Annotated in this window: 10 protein-coding genes; 2 read left to right on the plus strand and 8 right to left on the minus strand. The window is 71.6% G+C overall.

Going from position 1 to position 18,993, the window contains the following annotated elements:
- Window positions 1-13: 13 nt before the first annotated feature.
- From pulA to E4U91_RS10210, 6 genes are all read right to left on the minus strand, one after another.
- Complete coding sequence (pulA, locus tag E4U91_RS10185) at window positions 14-5,407, minus strand: pullulanase-type alpha-1,6-glucosidase (RefSeq protein WP_137306555.1); 5,394 nt, start codon at window positions 5,405-5,407, stop codon at window positions 14-16.
- 263 nt (window positions 5,408-5,670) lie between these two features.
- A complete protein-coding gene (locus E4U91_RS10190) occupies window positions 5,671-7,050 on the minus strand; it encodes an alpha-amylase (protein WP_137306556.1) in 1,380 nt (459 codons plus the stop codon).
- Between the two features lie 120 nt (window positions 7,051-7,170).
- Window positions 7,171-8,856 carry a glycoside hydrolase family 13 protein gene (locus tag E4U91_RS10195; protein WP_137310751.1) on the minus strand — a complete coding sequence of 562 codons (1,686 nt, stop codon included), beginning with the start codon at window positions 8,854-8,856 and terminating at the stop codon, window positions 7,171-7,173.
- 209 nt (window positions 8,857-9,065) lie between these two features.
- Complete coding sequence (locus E4U91_RS10200) at window positions 9,066-9,974, minus strand: sugar ABC transporter permease (protein ID WP_137306557.1); 909 nt, start codon at window positions 9,972-9,974, stop codon at window positions 9,066-9,068.
- 13 nt (window positions 9,975-9,987) lie between these two features.
- Window positions 9,988-10,989 (minus strand): carbohydrate ABC transporter permease, encoded by a 1,002-nt coding sequence (locus E4U91_RS10205; RefSeq protein ID WP_137306558.1) that lies wholly within the window; start codon window positions 10,987-10,989, stop codon window positions 9,988-9,990.
- Between the two features lie 143 nt (window positions 10,990-11,132).
- Entirely contained in the window at window positions 11,133-12,404 is a 1,272-nt protein-coding gene (locus tag E4U91_RS10210) for an extracellular solute-binding protein (protein ID WP_137306559.1), read from the minus strand.
- 431 nt (window positions 12,405-12,835) lie between these two features.
- On the opposite strand from E4U91_RS10210, the gene E4U91_RS10215 reads away from it, so the two are divergent.
- Together E4U91_RS10215 and E4U91_RS10220 are read left to right on the plus strand one after the other, a co-directional pair.
- Window positions 12,836-13,870 carry a LacI family DNA-binding transcriptional regulator gene (locus tag E4U91_RS10215; protein ID WP_137306560.1) on the plus strand — a complete coding sequence of 345 codons (1,035 nt, stop codon included), beginning with the start codon at window positions 12,836-12,838 and terminating at the stop codon, window positions 13,868-13,870.
- Between the two features lie 134 nt (window positions 13,871-14,004).
- The gene (locus E4U91_RS10220) at window positions 14,005-14,886 is read left to right on the plus strand and encodes a phosphatase PAP2 family protein (RefSeq protein ID WP_137306561.1); all 882 of its coding nucleotides are present in this window, start codon (window positions 14,005-14,007) and stop codon (window positions 14,884-14,886) included.
- Here E4U91_RS10220 and E4U91_RS10225 read toward each other — a convergent pair.
- Together E4U91_RS10225 and E4U91_RS10230 are read right to left on the minus strand one after the other, a co-directional pair.
- The gene (locus E4U91_RS10225; protein ID WP_137306562.1) at window positions 14,874-17,879 is read right to left on the minus strand and encodes a bifunctional [glutamine synthetase] adenylyltransferase/[glutamine synthetase]-adenylyl-L-tyrosine phosphorylase; all 3,006 of its coding nucleotides are present in this window, start codon (window positions 17,877-17,879) and stop codon (window positions 14,874-14,876) included. The two genes, E4U91_RS10220 and E4U91_RS10225, sit on opposite strands and share 13 nt — an antisense overlap.
- A 40-nt stretch (window positions 17,880-17,919) precedes the next feature.
- A complete protein-coding gene (locus E4U91_RS10230) occupies window positions 17,920-18,939 on the minus strand; it encodes a DUF72 domain-containing protein (RefSeq protein ID WP_137306563.1) in 1,020 nt (339 codons plus the stop codon).
- Between the last annotated feature and the right edge of the window lie 54 nt (window positions 18,940-18,993).

Consider the following 18,993-nt stretch of genomic DNA (forward strand, 5'->3'; position numbering starts at 1 on the left):
ACCCTAGCCGCGGTCAGCCGGCCGTACGGAAGACGGCCACGGTGCGGGACGGGACCGTGAAGGTGCCGGTGGCCCTGTCGTACGCCGACGTCCTGACCACGGGGTCAGCGCCCGACGCCTGCACGGGGTGCAGGGCGTAGCCGGTGCCGGCGAGCGAGCCCACCCGCTGCCGCTGGGACTCGGGCGTCGCGTTGAACACCACGACCAGGTCGCCCAGCTTCATGGTGATCACGCCCGGTGTCTCGTCCGCGCCCGACAGCGGGAAGGACAGCCCGGCCTGCACCGCCGCGGCCGTGCCGAGGGAGAACGCCTTCTCCGTCGAACGGACCTTCAGCAGGTCCTGGTAGGCGGCCGACGCCCCGGTGATCTGCGGGCAGCCCACCTTCACCGTGCTCAGCAGCGGCTTGGCGTAGGACCACTTGGACTCGTTGTCGGCCGCCGGCGGCAGTCCGCGGCCGAAGCCGTTGCCGTCGGCGCAGTTCCAGTGGATGGCGTTGAACCAGTCGCCGCTGTCGAAGGAGTTGCGGTCCAGCGACTTCGAGCGCAGCAGGTCCGTGCCGGCCTGGGACAGCGCCGGGCCCTGCGAGAGGGTCGCCGTGGCCATCGCCAGGACCTGCATCCGGGCGCGGTCGGCGGCGCTGGTCGACGCGGGCAGCTTGTAGGTCAGCGCGTCGAACAGTGACTCGTTGTCGTGGGCGTCGGCGTAGGCGAGGGCGTCGCCGGGGGCGGCCGCGTAGCCGGCCGGGGCGCCGTTGTAGTCGATCTGGGCGCCGGTGACCTCCTTGCCGTCGGTGTCCTGGAAGCGGTAGGCCGCGAGGTTGCCGGAGAGGCCGACCTTGATCAGGTCCTGGTAGTGCAGCAGGCGGGCCTTCTGCTCGGCCGGGGTGCCGTTCGCGGTGGAGCCGTTGGGGTCGGTGTACAGGCCGGAGGCGAAGCCCTGGACGCCCGGGTCGGAGTCGAAGGGGCCGCCGCCGCGGACCGCGTCCCGCGCCCGGTCGGAGAAGGTCGCGATGCCGGTGCCGGCCATGTTCTTCTGGGTGGCCTGCACGAAGCGGGCGTCGTCGGCGACCTCGCCGAAGTTCCAGCCCTCGCCGTACAGGATGATCTTCTTGCCGTCGACGCCGTCCTTCTTGAGGGTCAGCGCGTCGAGGGCCTTGCGGACGGCCAGGATGTTGGCCTTGGGGTGGTGGCCCATGAGATCGAAGCGGAAGCCGTCGACCTTGTACTCCTTGGCCCAGGTGACGATCGAGTCGACGACCAGCTTGCCCATCATGGCGTTCTCGGTCGCGGTGTTGGCGCAGCAGGTGCTGTTGGCCACCGAGCCGTCGGCGAGGAGGCGCTGGTAGTAGCCGGGCACGATCCGGTCGAGGACAGAGGTGTCGGCCTGGCCCGCGGCCGCCGTGTGGTTGTAGACGACGTCCATCACGACCCGCAGGCCGTCCTGGTTGAGCGCCTTGACCATCTTGCGGAACTCGACGGTCCGGGCGGTGCCGTCCGGGTCGCCGGCGTAGGAGCCCTCGGGGACCGTGTAGTGGTACGGGTCGTAGCCCCAGTTGTAGGCGTCCTTCGCGGCGATCGCCGTCACGCACTTCTGCTGCTGGTCGGAGTCGGCCGGCAGCGCGGCCAGGTCGCAGTCGGTGCTCGCCTGGTCGGCCTTCTTCTCGGGGATCGTCGCGATGTCGAACGCGGGCAGCAGGTGCACGTAGGAGGTGCCGGACGCGGCCAGCTGCCGCAGGTGCTTCGAGCCGTCGCTGTCCTGGTCCGTGAAGGCGAGGTAGGTGCCCGGGTGCCGGGAGGTGCGGTCGGCGACCGAGAAGTCACGGACGTGCAGTTCCTGGATCTGGGCGTCCTTCAGGGGGACGGCGGCGGGCTTGGCGTAGCTCGTCCAGCCGTGCGGGGCGAGGGCCTTGTCGTCGAGGTCGACGACCAGGCTGCGCTCGGAGTCCGCGGTCAGCGCGACCGAGTAGGGGTCGGTGACCTCGTTGGTGACGACCTTGCGGACGCTGGGCGCCCAGACCTTCACCACGTACCGGTACTGCTTGCCCTTCCAGGAGGCGGGACCGGTGACGGACCAGACGCCGGTGGTGTCGTTCCGCCGCATGGCGACGGTGTCGCCACCGACCTCCAGCTTCACCGACCGGGCCGTGGGGGCCCAGACCGACAGCGTGGGCCGGCCCTTGCTGAACACCGGGCCGAGCTTCGCCGAGGTGGCGTCGTACAGGTCGTCGAGGACGCCCGCGAGCTGGACGCCGGTCGCGGTGAGGACGGCGCCGTTGGCGGCGCGCTGGGTGGCGACGACCTGGCCGCGCAGGGCCTCGCGGACCCGGTCGCGGTCGCGGGGGTCGACGGACCAGGCCGTGTAGCCCTTCAGGTGCGGGAACTTCGCCTTCTGGGCGTCGGTGAGCGCGGACTTGGTCAGCCGCAGCCAGCGCTCGTCGTCGCTGGTCAGGGCGCCGTCCTTGGCGGCGATCGAGCCGCCCTGGGAGTACAGCAGCTGGGTGGAGGCGGCCGCTTCGGAGCCGTTCCAGGCGACGGTGTTCCGGTCGATCCAGACCGCCTTGGAGGTGGTGAGGTCGAGCGCGGCCGCGCTGCCGGCGGGCTGCGGGAGCAGGTGCTCCTCCTGGCCGTTCACGAGCCACACCTCGTGGCCCGCGGCCGTGAGGTCCAGCGACTGGTCGGTCGGGAGGTCCTTCTGGTCGCCGTTGTGGAGGATGTAGCTGAGACTGGTGGCACCCGCGCTGAGCGGCACCTCGTAGACCGCGCCATAGGCATCAGTCTTCACCGGCCGCAGCGGGTTCGACCACTCGGTGGGGCTGGCGGCGCCCGTCCAGACGTGCAGGCCCCAGCCGTCGTAGTCGCCGTCGGCGCGGTGGTAGTGCAGGACCGCCTTGCTGGTGTCCTGAGCGGGGTAGGCGGGCCGCTCGGTGAGGACGTCGGCCTTGCCCTGCTGGATCCAGACCTCGCCGGTCTTCGTGACGTCGATGGTCCGGTCGGTGGCGACGTCCTTGGTGCCGTCCTTGTCGATCACCAGGAAGCCGACGTTCGAGGCGCCCGGCTTGAGCTTGACCCAGGCGAAGGCGCCGTAGGCGTCACGGCCGACGAAGGGGTGGCTCTTCGGCCAGTCGGTGGCCTCGCCGTCGGCGAGGTCGCCCCAGGCGTACAGGCCCCAGTTCGCGTAGTCGCCGTCGGGCCGCTGGTAGTGCACGACCGCGTAGTCACGGGAGGAGGCGGTGGGGGTCTCCTCGGCGGGCGGGGTGCCGGAGGTGGAGGCGGCGGTGGCGCTCGCGGTGCGCCCGGCCGAGTCGACGACGACGGCCTTGTAGCGCAGCGCGGTCCCGGCCGGTACGTCCGTGCCGAGCACCTGGGTGACCTTGTAGGGGGCGTGGTCGGCGGAGCCGAGGACCTTCCAGGCGCCGTCGCCGACCTGCGCGGCGAAGACGACCCGGTTGAGCTGCCCGCCGTCGACGTCCGCGCCGATCTCGACGGTGCCGGTGGCGCCGGCGGCCGGGGCCCGCAGGGTCACGGACGGCTCGGTGGCCGGACGGGCGGGCCTGCCCGCGGCCTTGAGGACGATCGCCCGGCCCGCCGGGACGGTCACGGTGATCTTGCGGTCAGCGTCGGAGGTGACCCGGGCGCGGGTGCCGTAGAGGCCGTCGAAGCGGGTGGCGGCGGAGCCGGTCGCGAAGGTGGCGGTCTGCGCCGCGGTGGCGTTGTTCACGGCGACGACGTACTCGGTGCCGGTCCGGGCGTCGGTGCGGGAGAAGGCGTACACGCCGGCGCCGTCGGCCGCGTACCGCTCGGTCTGCACGCCGTCCGCGAGGGCCGGGTTGGCCGTGCGCAGCCGGGACAGCTCGGCGATCTGCCGGTACAGCGGGGCCTTGGTGTCGTAGGCGTCGCTCGCGTGGGTGCGGTCGGTGCCGATCTCGTCGTCGTCGAGGTAGTCGGCGGTCTTCGAGGCGAACATCGGCTGGCGGGCGTCCTTGTCGCCGCCGGCGCCGGTGAAGCCCTGCTCGTCGCCGTAGTAGACGACCGGGTTGCCGCGGCTGAGGAACATCAGCTCGTTGGCGAGCCGGTCCTTGGCGAGGATCTCGGCGTCCGTGGCCTTGGGGTTGTCCTGCTTCAGGAAGTACCCGACGCGGCCCATGTCGTGGTTGCCGAGGAAGGTGACCTGCTCGTAGGCGTTGGCCTTGTCAGTCGTGTACTTGTAGTCGTCGCCGAAGACCGAGGCCAGCTTCCGCGCGCTGCCGCCCTGGGAGGCGTACTGGCGGGCCGCTTCCTGGAAGGGGAAGTCGAGGGTGGCGTCGAGGCGGCCCTGGGTGACGTACGGCGAGGTGATGGAGGTGTCCGCCGAGTAGACCTCGCCGAACATGAAGAAGTCGTCGCGGCCCCGCTTCTTGGCGTACGCGTCGAGGGCCGTGGCCCATTGCGTCCAGAACTCCATGTTCACGTGCTTCACGGTGTCGATCCGGAAGCCGTCGACGCCGAAGTCCCGCACCCAGCGCTCGTAGATCTTCTCCATGCCCTTGACGACCTCGGGACGCTCGGTCCACAGGTCGTCGAGCCCGGAGAAGTCGCCGTACGTGGTGGACTCGCCGGCGTACGTCGAGTCGCCGCGGTTGTGGTACATCGTGGGGTCGTTGAGCCAGGCAGGGACCTTGCTGCGGCTCGCGACCCTCGGGGTGCGCGGGAAGGAGTCGGCGTCGACCGCGGGGAACGGCCGCGTGCCGTCGGCGTGGTCGGCGTCGTCGAAGGGCCTGCCGTCCTCGGTCAGGTACGGGAAGGCGCCCTTGGACAGGTAGTCGTAGGACTTCTCCTCGTAGTCGACGACGTCGGCGGTGTGGTTGGTGATGACGTCGAAGTAGACCTTCATGCCCTTGGCGTGTGCCGTGGAGATGAGGGTCTCGAGGTCCTTGTTGGTGCCGAAGTGCGGGTCGACCTGGGTGAAGTCGGTGATCCAGTACCCGTGGTAGCCGGCCGAGGCGTTGGCGCCGGTGCCCTGCACGGGACGGTTCTTGAAGATGGGCGCCATCCACAGGGCGGTGGTGCCCAGCCCCTTGATGTAGTCGAGCTTGCGGGTGAGGCCCTTGAGGTCACCGCCCTGGTAGAAGCCCTTGTCGGTGGGGTCGTAGCCGGTGCTCAGGCGGCTGCCGGTCAGGCCGCCGCGGTCGTTGGACGTGTCGCCGTCGGCGAAGCGGTCCGGCAGGACGAAGTAGAACTGCTCGCGGGTGGCGTCGTGCCGGGCGGGCTGTGCGGCCAGGGCGGCGTCGGACGGCGGCGCGGGCGGTGCGGCGGCGTGGGCGGCCAGCGGCTGCACGAGGGCGGCGGCCAGGGCGGCCGCGACGAGTACCGCGACCCGTCCGGTCCGCGGGGTACGGCGCGTCGGGGGCGCCGGCCATCTCGGTATCACAGGCGTGAACTCCTAGCGAAAACGGCTCAAGTGGGTCCGACCCCTGCGCCGCGGCTGCGTCGTCGCCGTGTTCCGTTCGGCAGCGTTGCCGGGCGCCCGCGTGACCGTACCCCCGCCGAAAGCTTTACAGCAAGAGTCCTGCAACCAGTAGCAAGACTTTTCATCACGGGCGCCCGCGCACGGGTCGGTCGGCACGAACCGCCCGTGCACGACGGGCGGTTCGTCCGGTCACCCGGAGGGCGTCTTTGGGCCGCGGGAGCGGCTCAGCAGCTCGACTTGCCCGCGTAGATCGCCAGCGCCGTGTGCGCGCCCAGGGTGGCCGTGAACTGGCCCGAGGAGTTCACCGTCACCGTCGTGTTGTTCTGCACGTTGCAGTACGTCCCCGCGGGCAGCGAGGTCTGGTAGGTGCGGCTGAGGCTGCCGGACTCGTGGTTGATGGCCACGTAGCCCTTGCTGCCGCGTCCGAAGGCGATCGCGTCGCCGCCGTTGTCCCACCAGTTGGTGACCGCCTGGCCGCGGGTGGCGTTGCGGAAGGCGACCATGCGCATGATCTCCGGCCACTTGTGCTGGCACTTCCACCCGTCCTGCCAGCAGGCGTTCACCGTGCCGCCGTTGGGAGGTCCGGCGTCCGCGTCCGACCACTCGTAGCCGGAGTTGACGTCGGGCGCGCCGTAGGGCCAGGCGAGCATGAAGACGTTGGCCAGCGTGTAGGTGGCGCCGTCCTTGTAGGTGAGGGTGGAGCCGTTGCGCTCGGTGTCGTGGTTGTCGACGAAGACGCCCGCGACGGAGCTGTTCAGGTAGCCCCAGGCCTCGCCGTAGTTCTTCAAGTAGGCGAGGTTCTCGTTGTTGAAGACCCGCTTGAGGTCGTAGGCGTAGCGGAACTCCTGGACGTCGCCGTTGCCGGTGTACTCGGTGGGCTGGACGGCCTCCCCGGCGCCGTAGATGACCTCCTGCTTCCAGTAGGCGGACGGGTTGGTGAGCCGGGACTTGATGTTGGCCAGGTCGGCGGTGTCGATGTGCTTGGCGGCGTCGATGCGGAAGCCGTCCACGCCGAGGGTGAGCAGGTCGTTCATGTACCCGGCGATCGCGCCGCGGACGTAGGACTCGCCGGTGTCGAGGTCGGCGAGGCCGACGAGTTCGCAGTGCTGGACGTTCCAGCGGTCGGCGTAGTTGCTGATCTGGCTGGTGCAGTCGTCGAAGTCGTACGAGGAGTACAGACCGGGGTAGTTGTACTTCGTGTACGACGAGCCGCCGGTGCCGGTGCCGGTGCCGGCCGACATGTGGTTGATGACGGTGTCGACGACGACCTTCACACCGGCCGCGTGGCAGGTGGAGACCATGTTCTGGAAGGCGGTCCGGTCGCCGAGCCGCCCGGCGATCTTGTACGAGACCGGCTGGTACGACGTCCACCACTGCGCGCCCTGTATGTGCTCGGCGGGCGGGGAGACCTGCACGTAGCCGTAGCCGGCGGGGCCGAGGGTGCTGGTGCACTCCTTGGCCACCGAGGCGTACTTCCACTCGAAGAGGACCGCGGTGACGTCCTTGGTGCCAGGTGGGGAGGCCTGCGCACTCGTCGGGTTCATGCCAACCGTGGCGACGGCCGCGAGGAGGAGGGCCGCCGAGAGGGTCGTTCTGCGTGCCATGTGGGGTTCCTTCACCGTTGAAGGTTCTTGCTGCAATCTTGCTGAAACCTTGCAGTGACGGAGATGGTAAAGGCCCGCCGCCCAAATGGGCAGCGGGCCGGAGCAAGTTGATGCAAGAAATTACCGGGCGGTGCTCCACCACACCGTGGTGTCCGCCGGCACCTTGGCCTCGGCACCGGTCTCGGCGACCTCACCGCTGGCCAGCAGCAGCCGCCCGTACACCGGCGTCGTCACGGACTCCCCGGTGGTGTTGGCCACGCACACGAACTCCCCGCGCCGGAAGGCCAGGACGCCCGCGGGCGCCTTCAGCCACTCCACGCCGTCGCCGGCGCCGAGGTCGGGCTGCTCGCGGCGCACCCGCAGCGCGGCGCGGTACAGCTCCAGCGTCGACCCGGCCCGGCCGCTCTGCGCCTCCACGCTCAGCTCGGCCCACCCGGCCGGCTGGGGCAGCCAGCTGCCGCCGCTGCCGAAGCCGTAGGAGGAGCCCTCGCGGGTCCAGGGGATCGGCACCCGGCAGCCGTCGCGGAAGCCGTCCTGGCCCGCGCCGCGGAAGTACGCCGGGTCCTGGCGCACCTCGTCGGGCAGGTCGACGACGTCCGGCAGGCCCAGTTCCTCGCCCTGGTAGACGTAGGCCGAGCCGGGCAGCGCCAGCATCAGCAGGCTGGCCGCCCGCGCCCGGCGCAGGCCGAGCTCGCGGTCGCCGGCCAGCCGGATCTGGGTGCCCAGGCCCGGCGGGTTGGCGAAGCGGGTGGCGTGCCGGGTGACGTCGTGGTTGGACAGCACCCAGGTGGCGGGGGCGCCGACCGGGCGCATCGCCTCCAGCGTGCGGTCGATGACCTCGCGCAGCTCCGCCGCGTCCCACGCGGTCGACAGGTACTGGAAGTTGAACGCCTGGTGCAGCTCGTCGGGGCGGACGTAGTGCGCGGTGCGCTCGATGGTCGGGGTCCACGCCTCGGCCACGAAGATGCGCTCCCCGGCGTACTCGTCGAGCACCGTGCGCCACTGCCGGTAGATCTCGTGCACGCCCTCCTGGTCGAAGAACGGCATGACATCGTTGCCCAGCAGCTTGAGTTGGTCGTGGGCGCCCAGGTCGGGCAGGCCCGGCGCCTTGACCAGGCCGTGGGCCACGTCGATGCGGAAGCCGTCGACGCCCATGTCCAGCCAGAAGCGCAGGATCGAGCGGAACTCGTCGCCGACCGCCGGGTGGTCCCAGTTGAAGTCGGGCTGCTCGGGGGCGAACAGGTGCAGGTACCACTCGCCGGGGGTGCCGTCGGGCTCGGTCACCCGGGTCCAGGCCGGGCCGCCGAAGATGGACTCCCAGTCGTTGGGCGGCAGTTCGCCGTCCACGCCCTTGCCGGGGCGGAAGTGGTAGCGCTCGCGCAGCGGGGAGCCGGGACCCTCGGCGACGGCGCGCCGGAACCACTCGTGCTGGTCGGAGGAGTGGTTGGGCACCAGGTCGACGATGATCCGCAGGCCCAGCCCGTGGGCGTCGCGGATCAGGGCGTCGGCGTCGAGGAGGTTGCCGAACATCGGGTCGACGGCGCGGTAGTCGGCCACGTCGTAGCCGGCGTCGGCCTGCGGGGAGGCGTAGAAGGGGCTGAGCCACACCGCGTCCACGCCGAGGTCGCGCAGGTACGGCAGGCGGGAGCGTACGCCTTCCAGGTCGCCCATGCCGTCGCCGTTGCTGTCGGCGAAGCTGCGCGGGTAGACCTGGTAGATCACCGCGTCCCGCCACCAGTCGCCGCGCGGGGCGACGGTGGCGACGGCGGTGTGCGGGGCCGGTGCGGCGGAGTGCTGCTGGCTCATGGCGTCCTTGATGCGTAAGGGAAGGGAGGTCATGGGTCGTCTTCGGCGGCGGGGGGTGACGAGGTGGCCGCGGGGTCAGCGGGGTCGGATGGACCCCGCGGCCACCACCCCTCGCGGCACCCGGGGGAACCTGGTCCCGGGCCGTCGTGGCTCGGGCAGGCCGGGTGCGGCGCGGGAGTCCGGTGCCCTGAGGGCACGCCCGGGGGCGCTCAGCCCTTGGTGCCGCCGGCGGTGAGTCCGGTCACCAGGTTCTTCTGCACGAGGTAGAAGAACGCGGACACGGGTATCGCGATGAGCACCGCGGTGGCGGCCATCAGGTTGCGCTGGGCGTCGTGCTCGCTGACGAAGCTCTGCAGGCCGACGGCGAGCGTGTACTTCTGGTCGTCCAGCATGAAGGTCGTCGCGAAGGCGACCTCGCCGAACGCGGTGATGAAGCTGTAGAAGGCGGCGACCGCCAGGCCCGGCTTCGCGAGCGGCAGGATGAGCCGGAAGAAGGTGCCGAACGGGCTCAGCCCGTCCACCCGGCCGGCCTCGTCGATCTCGAACGGAATGGTGTCGAAGTAGCCCTTGAGCAGCCACGCGCAGTACGGCACCGCGGTCGAGCAGTAGACGAGGACCAGGCCGAAGTAGGTGTCGATGAGCTGGAGGTCGGCCATGATCTGGTACATCGGCACCATCAGGACGGCCACCGGGAACATCTGGGTGACCAGCAGCACCCACATGAACTTGCGGTAGCCCGGGAAGCGCATCCGGGACACCGCGTAGCCGGTGGTCGCGGCGACCAGGACGCCGAGCAGGGTGGTGCCCAGCGACACGATCAGCGAACTGGTCAGCCAGTCGAAGAAGTTGGTGTGCTGCAGGACGTACGCGTAGTTGTCGAACGTCATCTTCGACCAGATGCGCCCGGGGTGCAGGTAGTCGTCCTTGTCCGGTCCGAGGGACAGGAACACCAGCCAGGCGACCGGGAACAGGGCGACCAGGCTCGCGGCGATCAGGATGCCGTGGGAGGTGAGGGCGGCCAGCGGGCCGCTCTCACCGCGTCGCCGCACCCGCCCGGGGGCCGGTGCGGGGCCGTCCTTGGTCACCGCGGCGGAGGTCTCGACGGTGGTCGTGCTCATGGGAACTCCTGCCTCAGATCGCGAGCTGCTGCTCGTTGCGGTTCAGCCAGCGGCGGTAGAACGACGTGAAGACGATCAGGATGGCCAGCAGCAGGATGCCGTACGCGGCCGACTGGGCGAAGTCACGCGGCTGCTGTCCGAAGCCGAGGTAGTACGCCCAGGTGACCAGGATCTGCGCGTCCGGGGCGGTGTTGCCGAACAGCAGGAAGATCACCGCGAACTGGTTGAACGTCCAGATGATGCCGAGCAGGACGACCGTGGAGCTGACCGTGCGCAGGCCCGGGAGGGTGACGTAGCGGAAGCGCTGCCAGGCGCTCGCGCCGTCCATCTCGGCGGCCTCGTAGAGCGTGCCGTCGATGGACTGCAGGCCGCCGAGCAGCGAGACCATCATGAACGGCACACCGCACCAGGTGTTCACCATGATCGCGGCGAACCGCTGCCAGAAGGTGTCCTCCAGCCACTGCGGGGTCGGCAGGTGCAGCGCGTCCAGGGCGGCGTTGATGATGCCGGAGTCGGCGAGCATGAAGCGCCAGCCGAAGACGGTGACGAACGTCGGCACGGCCCAGGGCAGAATGAGCAGCAGGCGGTAGAGGGTGCGGCCGCGCAGCTTCTGGTTGAGCAGCAGGGCGAGGCCCAGGCCGATGGTGTAGTGCAGCGCGACGCACAGCGCGGTCCACACGACCGTCCACAGGAAGTGCGACCAGAAGCGGTCGTACGCGGTCGGGCCCCACAGGATGTCGGCGTAGTTGTCGAGGCCGATGAACTTGTAGGTGGCGTCGATGTGGTTGACGCCGATGGTGCGCGCGGTGTTGAGGCTGTTGGCGTCGGTGAGGGTCAGGTAGAGGCCGTACACCAGGGGGTAGATCACCAGGACGCCGAGCACGACGACGACCGGGGCGATCATGGCGTAGGCGTACCAGTTCTTCTGGTAGCTGTGCTTCAGGCGCCGGCCCAGGCCGGGCCGCGGCGCGTCACCGCGGCGCTTGCCGGTCGCGCGGTCGATGGCGACTGTCATGGTGCGACAACCTTCGTGAAGTCCTGCGGAGCGAGGTCCAGGAGAGCGGTCGGTACGGCGCCCGGGGGGGTGCGGCGCGCAGGCCGCCGGCCGCCGGGTCCCGGTCCCGTCAGGGGGGGGCGGGACCCGGCGGCCGTGCGGGCTCACTTGCTGAAGTCGGGCACCAGCTTGGCGATGGCGACCTCGGCGTTGCTCAGGCCCTTGTCCAGGGACTCCTTGCCGCCCGCGATCTTGGGCAGTTCGGTGTCGAGCGGGCCCCACAGCGAGCTGTACTCCGGCAGCGCGGGACGCGGCTGGGCGGCGGACAGCACCGTCTGGTAGCCGGCGATGCCCGGGTCGGCCTTGACCTGGTCGGTGTAGGCGTCGTCGCGCGTCGGCAGCGTGGAGTTCTTCAGCGCGATGGCCGACTGGGACTTCGCGGAGGTCATGAAGTTCACGAACTTCAGGGCCGCCTTCTGGTGGGCGGAGTCCGAGCCGGCGTAGACCGAGAGGTTGTGGCCGCCGGTCGGGGCGCCCGCCTTGCCGGCCGAGCCGGCCGGGACGGTGGCGATGCCGAGGTTGTTCTTGTCGGCGAACGCCGAGCCCTTGTAGAAGTTGGTGATCTCCCACGGGCCCTGGATGATCGCGGCGACCTTGCCGTTGACGAACGCGTCCTGGATGTGGGCGTAGGCGTCGGCGGTGGTGTCGGCCTTGTGCAGGCCCTTGCCGGAGAACAGGCTCAGCCAGGTGCCGTAGCCCTTCTTCGCGGCCGCGGAGTTCACCGTGATCTTCTTGGCGCCGGCGTCGACCGTGTCGGTGCCCTCGCCGTAGAGGAAGGACTGGGCGTAGTAGGCCTGGGTGGAGCCCCAGTAGCCGTCGACGCCGGTCTTGGCCTTGACCGTGGCGGCGGCGGTCTTCAGCTCGTCCCAGGTCTTGGGGGGCTGGACGCCGGCCTTGGCGAAGAGCTGCTTGTTGTAGACCAGGGCGAGGGTGTCGGTGACGAGCGGCACGCCGTACGTCTTGCCCTCGTACTGGGCCTGCTCGACCAGGTTGGACTTGAACTTGTCCTTGTCCGCGAGGGCCTCGGTGCCGTCCAGCGGCAGGAAGTAGCCCTTCTTGGCGAAGGCGGGGGTCCAGCCGACCTCCGAGCGCAGCACGTCCGGGGCGCCCTTGGAGCCGGCGGCCGTGTCGAACTTGTTCTGGGCCTGGTCGAACTGGACGTTGACGTACTTGACCTTGACGTCCTTGTTCGCGGCCTCGAACTCCTTGATCAACGCCTGGTACGTCGGCGCCTCGTTCGTCGCGTTGGAGGTGTCCCACCAGGTGATGGTGACCGGCCCGCTCGAGTCGCTGCCGCTGTCGTCGTCTCCGCCGCAGGCCGTCGCCGCGAGGGCGAGGGACGCCACCAGCGCGGTGGCCGCTATGCCACGCCGCATGAGTTCTCCTTGAGGGTGTGAGCCCGTGTAGCTACAGGAGCGGCCCCGTCCGCCGTTCCTGTCGACTTGCCGACAAGCGCCATCGCCGCCGCCGGGCGACCAGGAACGTAACAGCCGTGCAATCGTTGCGAAAGACCTTGCAGAAAAAAAGTGCAAGAGATCGCGGAAGTTACCTCGGCGTGACCGGGTGTCGACCGTTGTGAGACCGCAGTTTTACGGGCCCTGAGCGGGAACGCCCGCCCTGTGCAAGACTCTGCAAGCTCTTGCCATCCGTTTCCGGTACGGGAATCATCACGTTGCAGGGGACAGGACGCCGACCAGAATCACGAGGGATCTCGATGACGCAGCAGCCCGCAGCGCGGCGTTCAACCGCTCGCCTCCGGCGTCCGATTGGTGTGCAAAGGGAGATACGACAGGTACAGTCCAGTGGCGTGACCACACGGCTTGCCGATATCGCTGCGCAGGCGGGGGTGAGCGAAGCGACCGTCAGCCGGGTCCTCAACGGGAAGCCGGGCGTCGCCGCCACCACCCGCCAGTCCGTGCTCGCCGCGCTCGACGTACTGGGCTACGAACGCCCCGTGCGCCTGCGCCAGCGCAGCGCCGGCCTCGTCGGGCTCATCACGCCCGAGCTGGAGAACCCGATCTTCCCCGCCCTGGCCCAGGTCATCGGGCAGGCGCTGACCCGGCAGGGCTACACCCCGGTGCTCGCCACCCAGACCCCGGGCGGCTCCACCGAGGACGAGCTCACCGAGATGCTGGTGGACCGCGGGGTCGCCGGCATCATCTACGTGTCCGGGCTGCACGCGGACACCACCGCCGACATGCAGCGCTACGAGCAGCTGCGCGCGCAGGACGTGCCGTTCGTGCTCGTCGACGGCTTCTCGCCCAAGGTGCAGGCGCCCTTCATCTCCCCCGACGACCGGGCGGCGATGAACCTGGCGGTGACCCACCTGGTGTCGCTGGGCCACACGCGGATCGGGCTCGCCCTCGGGCCGAAGCGGTTCGTGCCGGTCCAGCGCAAGATCGAGGGCTTCGTGCGCACCGTGCAGGACCAGCTGGGGCTCAGCCCCGAGACGATCGAGACGGAGCTGGTCCAGCACTCCCTGTACACCCTGGAGGGCGGCCAGGCGGCCGCCAGCGCGCTCATGGACCGGGACTGCACCGCCGTGGTGTGCGCGAGCGACATGATGGCGCTCGGCGCGATCCGGGCCGCCCGGCAGCGGGGCCTGGAGGTGCCGCACGACATCTCCGTCGTCGGCTTCGACGACTCGCCGCTGATCGCCTTCACCGACCCGCCGCTGACCACCGTCCGCAAGCCGGTGCCGGCCATGGGCCAGGCGGCCGTGCGGACCCTGCTGGAGGAGATCGGCGGGACCCCGGCCCCGCACAGCGAGTTCGTGTTCATGCCGGAGCTGGTGGTGCGCGGCTCGACGGCCTCGGCCCCCGGGGACCGGCACCGTCCGTAGGACCTGTCGTCCGGACCGGTCCGGTCCGGCCCGCGGCGCCTCGGCGCCGTCCCGCGCACTGTGGAGAACGTGCGGCCGGGACCCGGCCGGGGGATGATCAGGGGCGGAAGGCTTTTCTGGCAGACTCTGTGTCCATGGGTGAACCGACCGTGACGTCTCCGGAAGGCCGTGAGGAGGTCGTTCGGCACCCCGTCACGGTCCCGGACCGGCGTGGGCCGCTGTACCGGCTGCGCACACCGCGCCGGCCCCGGCTCTGGTTCGAGGTCCTGCTGATCGCGGTCAGTTACTGGACGTACTCACTGATCCGCAACGCCGTGCCCGAGCAGAAGCACGAGGCGCTGCGCAACGCCGACCGGGTCTGGGCCCTGGAGCACCATCTCGGCCTGGCCGTCGAGCAGTCGGTCAACCACGCCGTGAACTCGGTGACCTGGCTGATCGTGGGCATGAACTACTACTACGCCACACTGCACTTCGTGGTGACGCTGGGTGTCCTGGTGTGGCTGTACCGCAGTCACCCGGGCCGGTACGCGGCGGCCCGGACGGTGCTGTTCGCCACCACGGCCGTGGCCCTGGTCGGTTACTACCTGTATCCGCTCGCCCCGCCCCGGCTGATGAACGGCTCCGGCTTCGTCGACACGGTCCTGGCCCACCGCACGTGGGGCTCGATGGCCTCCGGCGACCTGAAGAACATGTCCAACCAGTACGCCGCGATGCCGTCGATGCACATCGGCTGGTCCCTGTGGTGCGGCCTGACGCTCTTCGCCCTGGTCCGCGTGCCCTGGGTGCGGGTGCTCAGCCTGCTCTACCCGGTGCTGACCCTGGTGGTCATCGTCGCCACCGCCAACCACTTCTGGCTGGACGCGGTCGGCGGCGTCCTCTGCCTCGCCTTCGGCTGCGCGGTCTCCGCGCTGTGGTACGGCGCCCTCCCCCAGCGGCTGCCCCGCACGGTGCCGTCCCGTACGGAGCCGCCCGGCCCCGGACCGTCGCGTGCGCGGCGCCGGGGTCAGGCCCCGTAGAACAGCTCGTCCACGACGGTCCGCGCCCGGCGGGTCGTACGGCGGTAGGCGTCCAGGAGCTCGCCGACGTGGCCGGGGCCGTAGCCCAGGTAGCGGCCCACCGCGGCCAGCTCGCGCGGCTCCGAGGGGAACGTGTCGCCCGCCCGGCCCCGCACCAGCATCACGGCGTTGCGGACCCGGGTCGCCAGGACCCACGCCTCGTCGAGCGTCCCGGCGTGCTCCGCCTCGATCAGACCGGCCTCCCGCGCCGCCGCGAGCGCCGCCCGGGTGCGGGTGGTGCGCAGGCCCGGCCGGGTGCTCCCGTGCCGCATCTGCAGCAGCTGCACGGTCCACTCCACGTCGGACAGACCGCCCGGTCCCAGCTTGGTGTGCAGCTTCGGGTCGGCGCCGCGCGGCATCCGCTCGGACTCCATGCGGGCCTTCAGACGCCGGATCTCGCGGACCGCGTCGTCACCGAGACCGTCGGCGGGGTAGCGCAGCGGGTCGATCAGCTCGACGAAGCGCCGGCCCAGCTCCTCGTCGCCGGCCACCGGCTCGGCCCGCAGCAGCGCCTGCGCCTCCCACACCAGGGACCAGCGCCGGTAGTACGCGGCGTACGACTTCAGGGTGCGCACCAGCGGCCCGGACTTGCCCTCGGGCCGCAGGTCGGCGTCGATCAGCAGCGGCGGGTCGGCGCTCGGCAGCTGCAGCAGCCGGCGCATCTCGGCGACGACGCGGTTCGCGGCCTCGGACGCCTCCCGCTCCTCGACGCCCTCCCGCGGCTCGTGCACGAAGATCACGTCGGCGTCGGAGCCGTAGCCCAGCTCGTGCCCGCCGAACCGGCCCATGCCGATGATCGCGAACCGGGTCGGCAGGTCGTCGCCCCAGCCCTCCCGCACCACGGCGCGCAGGGTGCCCGCGAGCGTGGCCGCGGTGAGGTCGGAGACGGCGGCGCCGACCCGGTCCACCAGGGCGCCCTGGTCGGCCTCGGCGGGCTGGGTCTCGGTGCCGTAGGAGCTGACGATGTCGCCGGCCGCCGTGCGGAACAGCTCGCGGCGGCGCACGCCACGGACCCCGGTGACCGCCTGCTCGGCGCCCGCCGCGCGGCGCACGGTGGCCAGTATCTCCTGCTCCAGCGGGGGCCGCTCGCGCGGTTCGAGGCCGCTGCCCGAGCGGCCGTCGCCGTCGCCGAGCAGCGCCACCGCCTCCGGGGCGCGCATCAGCAGGTCGGGGGCGAGCCGGCCCGCCGACAGCACCCGCGCCAGGTTCTCGGCGGCCGCCCCCTCGTCCCGCAGCAGCCGCAGGTACCAGGGCGTCTTGCCCAACGCGTCCGACACCTTGCGGAAGTTGAGCAGTCCCGCGTCCGGGTCGGCGGAGTCCGCGAACCAGCCGAGCAGCACCGGCAGCAGCGTGCGCTGGATGGCCGCCTTGCGGGTGACGCCCGACGCCAGGGCCTCCAGGTGCCGCAGCGCGGACGCCGGGTCGGCGTACCCGAGCGCGACCAGCCGCTCGCGCGCCGCCACGGCGCTCAATCGCGCTTCTCCGGACGCCAGTTGGGCAACGGCGTCGAGCAACGGCCGGTAGAACAGCTTCTCGTGCAGCCGGCGTACGACGGAGGCGTGCCGCTTCCACTCCCGGTTGAGCCCGGCCACCGGGTCGGTGCGCAGCCCGAGGCTGCGGCCCAGGCGCCGCTGGTCGGCCTCGTCCTCGGGGACGAGGTGGGTGCGGCGCAGCCGGTACAGCTGGATGCGGTGCTCCATGGTGCGCAGGAAGCGGTACGCCTCGTCGAGCTGCACGGCGTCGGCCCGGCCCACGTACCCGCCGTCGGCGAGGGCCTGGAGCGCCTTCAGCGTGGTGGCGCTGCGCAGCGACGCGTCGGTGCGGCCGTGCACCAACTGCAGGAGCTGCACGGCGAACTCGACGTCCCGCAGCCCGCCCGGGCCGAGCTTCAGCTCGCGGTCGACCTCGGAGACGGGGATGTTCTCCACCACCCGGCGGCGCATCTTCTGCACGTCGGCGACGAAGTTCTCCCGCTCGGCCGCCTGCCACACCAGCGGCTGCAGCGCGGCCAGGTACGCCGCGCCGAGCTCCGGGTCGCCGGCCACCGGGCGGGCCTTGAGCAGCGCCTGGAACTCCCAGGTCTTGGCCCAGCGCTGGTAGTAGGCGACGTGGCTGCTGAGGGTGCGCACCAGGGGGCCGTTGCGTCCCTCGGGGCGCAGGTTGGCGTCGACCGGCCAGATCGACCCCTCGACGGTGGTCTCCGAGCAGATCCGCATCAGGTGCGAGGCGAGCCGGGTGGCCGCGCGCAGCGCCTTGTCCTCGTCGGCGCCCTCGACGGCCTCGCCGACGAAGATGACGTCGACGTCGGAGACGTAGTTCAGCTCGTGGCCGCCGCACTTGCCCATCGCGACGACCGCGAGCCGGCACAGCGCCGCGTCGTCGGGCGCGGCGGCCCGGGCCAGCGCGAGGGCGGCGCGCAGCGTGGCGGTGGCGAGGTCGGCGAGCTCGGCGGCGGTCTCCGCCACGTCGGTGGTGCCGCACACGTCCCGCGCCGCGATGGACAGCAGGCAGCGCCGGTAGGCGACCCGCAGCGACACCGGGTCGTCGGCCCCGGCCAGCCCGCGCTCGAACTCGGTGACGCCGGGGTGCAGGTCCTGCGGCTCGTAGGTGACCAGGGCCTGCCAGTCGTGCGGGTGCCGGGCCAGGTGGTCGCCGAGCGCCGCGGAGGCGCCCAGCACGCCGAGCAGCCGGTCGCGCAGCGGCTTGGCCGCGATCAGCGTGTCGAGCAGCCCGCGGCGCGCGCCGGGGTCCGGCTGGGCCTCCAGCAGCCGTACGAGGCCGCCCAGGGCCAGGTCGGGGTCGGCGGTGGCGCCCAGGGCCTCCAGCAGCACCGGGTCGCTGCGGACCTCGGTCAGCTCCTCGCCGGCCAGCAGGCGCTCGGCGGCGGAGGGGTCGGTGAAACCGTGCCGCAGCAGCCGTGTGAACGTACTGCTCCTGCGCCCCGGCGCCGTCATGTGCGGGCTCCCCTCGGCTGTGGGTCGTTCTGGCCAGAGCCTAACCGGCCGCGGAGCGGGGCGCTCCGTCGCGGGGGCGGGACCGGTGGGGGGCGACCGGGGTGACGGGGGACGTGGGGCGCGGGGTGGCGGGCGGGGTGGGGTCCTCGGGGAAGTCGTCGGGGAAGGGCAGGGTGGGCTGCTCCGCCGGGTGCGGGACGCGGGCCCCCAGGAGGCGCTGCATGAGGCCGGCCGCGCGGACCGCCGCGTCCGCGCAGCAGTTGTTGAACAGCACGTGGGTCTCCCGCGCGCGGGACGCCAGGGCGTGGATCCGGGGCAGCCACGCGGTCAGCTCGTCCTCGGTGTACTCGTGGCGGAAGCGGTCCTCCTTGCTGCCGGTCCCCCAGTGCTCGCTGCGGCCGTGGAAGCGGACGACGGCCGGGCCGGGCGCCGTCACGGGGGTCACGGGCGGCATGGAGGTGGGCAGGCCCTGGGCCGTGTCGACGGCCACGGCGGTGGCGTCGAGGTCGGCGAGGAGGGCGGCCGTGGCGGCGGCCTGCTCCCCCGCCCACCAGGCCGGGTGGCGGAACTCCACGGCGAAGGGCCAGTCCCGGGCCCGTTCGCGGGCCGCGCGCAGGGAGCGTTCGGCCTCGGGGCCGGGGAGGAGGGACGGCGGGTACTGAAAGAGCAGGGTGCCCAGCCGCCCGGCGGCGCGCAGGGGCTCGACGGCCTCGGCGTACCGGGCCCAGACCTCGTCCAGCAGCCCCGGGTCGCGCGCCGCCGACCGGGCGTGGGCGGACCGCAGGTCGGCGGGCAGCGCGGCGGGCCGGGTGGGGTGGCCGGTGAGCAGCGAGAACGCCTTGACGTCGAAGCGGAAGCCGTCGGGGGTGCGCTCGGCCCAGCGGCGGGTGGTGAGCGGGCTGGGCAGCGCGTAGTACGGCGAGTCCGCCTCGACCACGGGGAACCACTCGGCGTAGTGCCGCAGCCGCCCCTCGGCGTCGCGCCGGCCGCGCGGGTACCAGCCGCTGGCCACCAGCGCCTTGTCGGTCCAGGAACACGTGCCCACCAGGATGTCACCCATGGGGCGCGGGTACCCCGACGGGCGCTGATGCGGCATGCGTTGGGCGGGCGGGCG

This window comes from Streptomyces lasalocidi (genome assembly GCF_005280215.1).
GTDB lineage: Bacteria > Actinomycetota > Actinomycetes > Streptomycetales > Streptomycetaceae > Streptomyces > Streptomyces longwoodensis.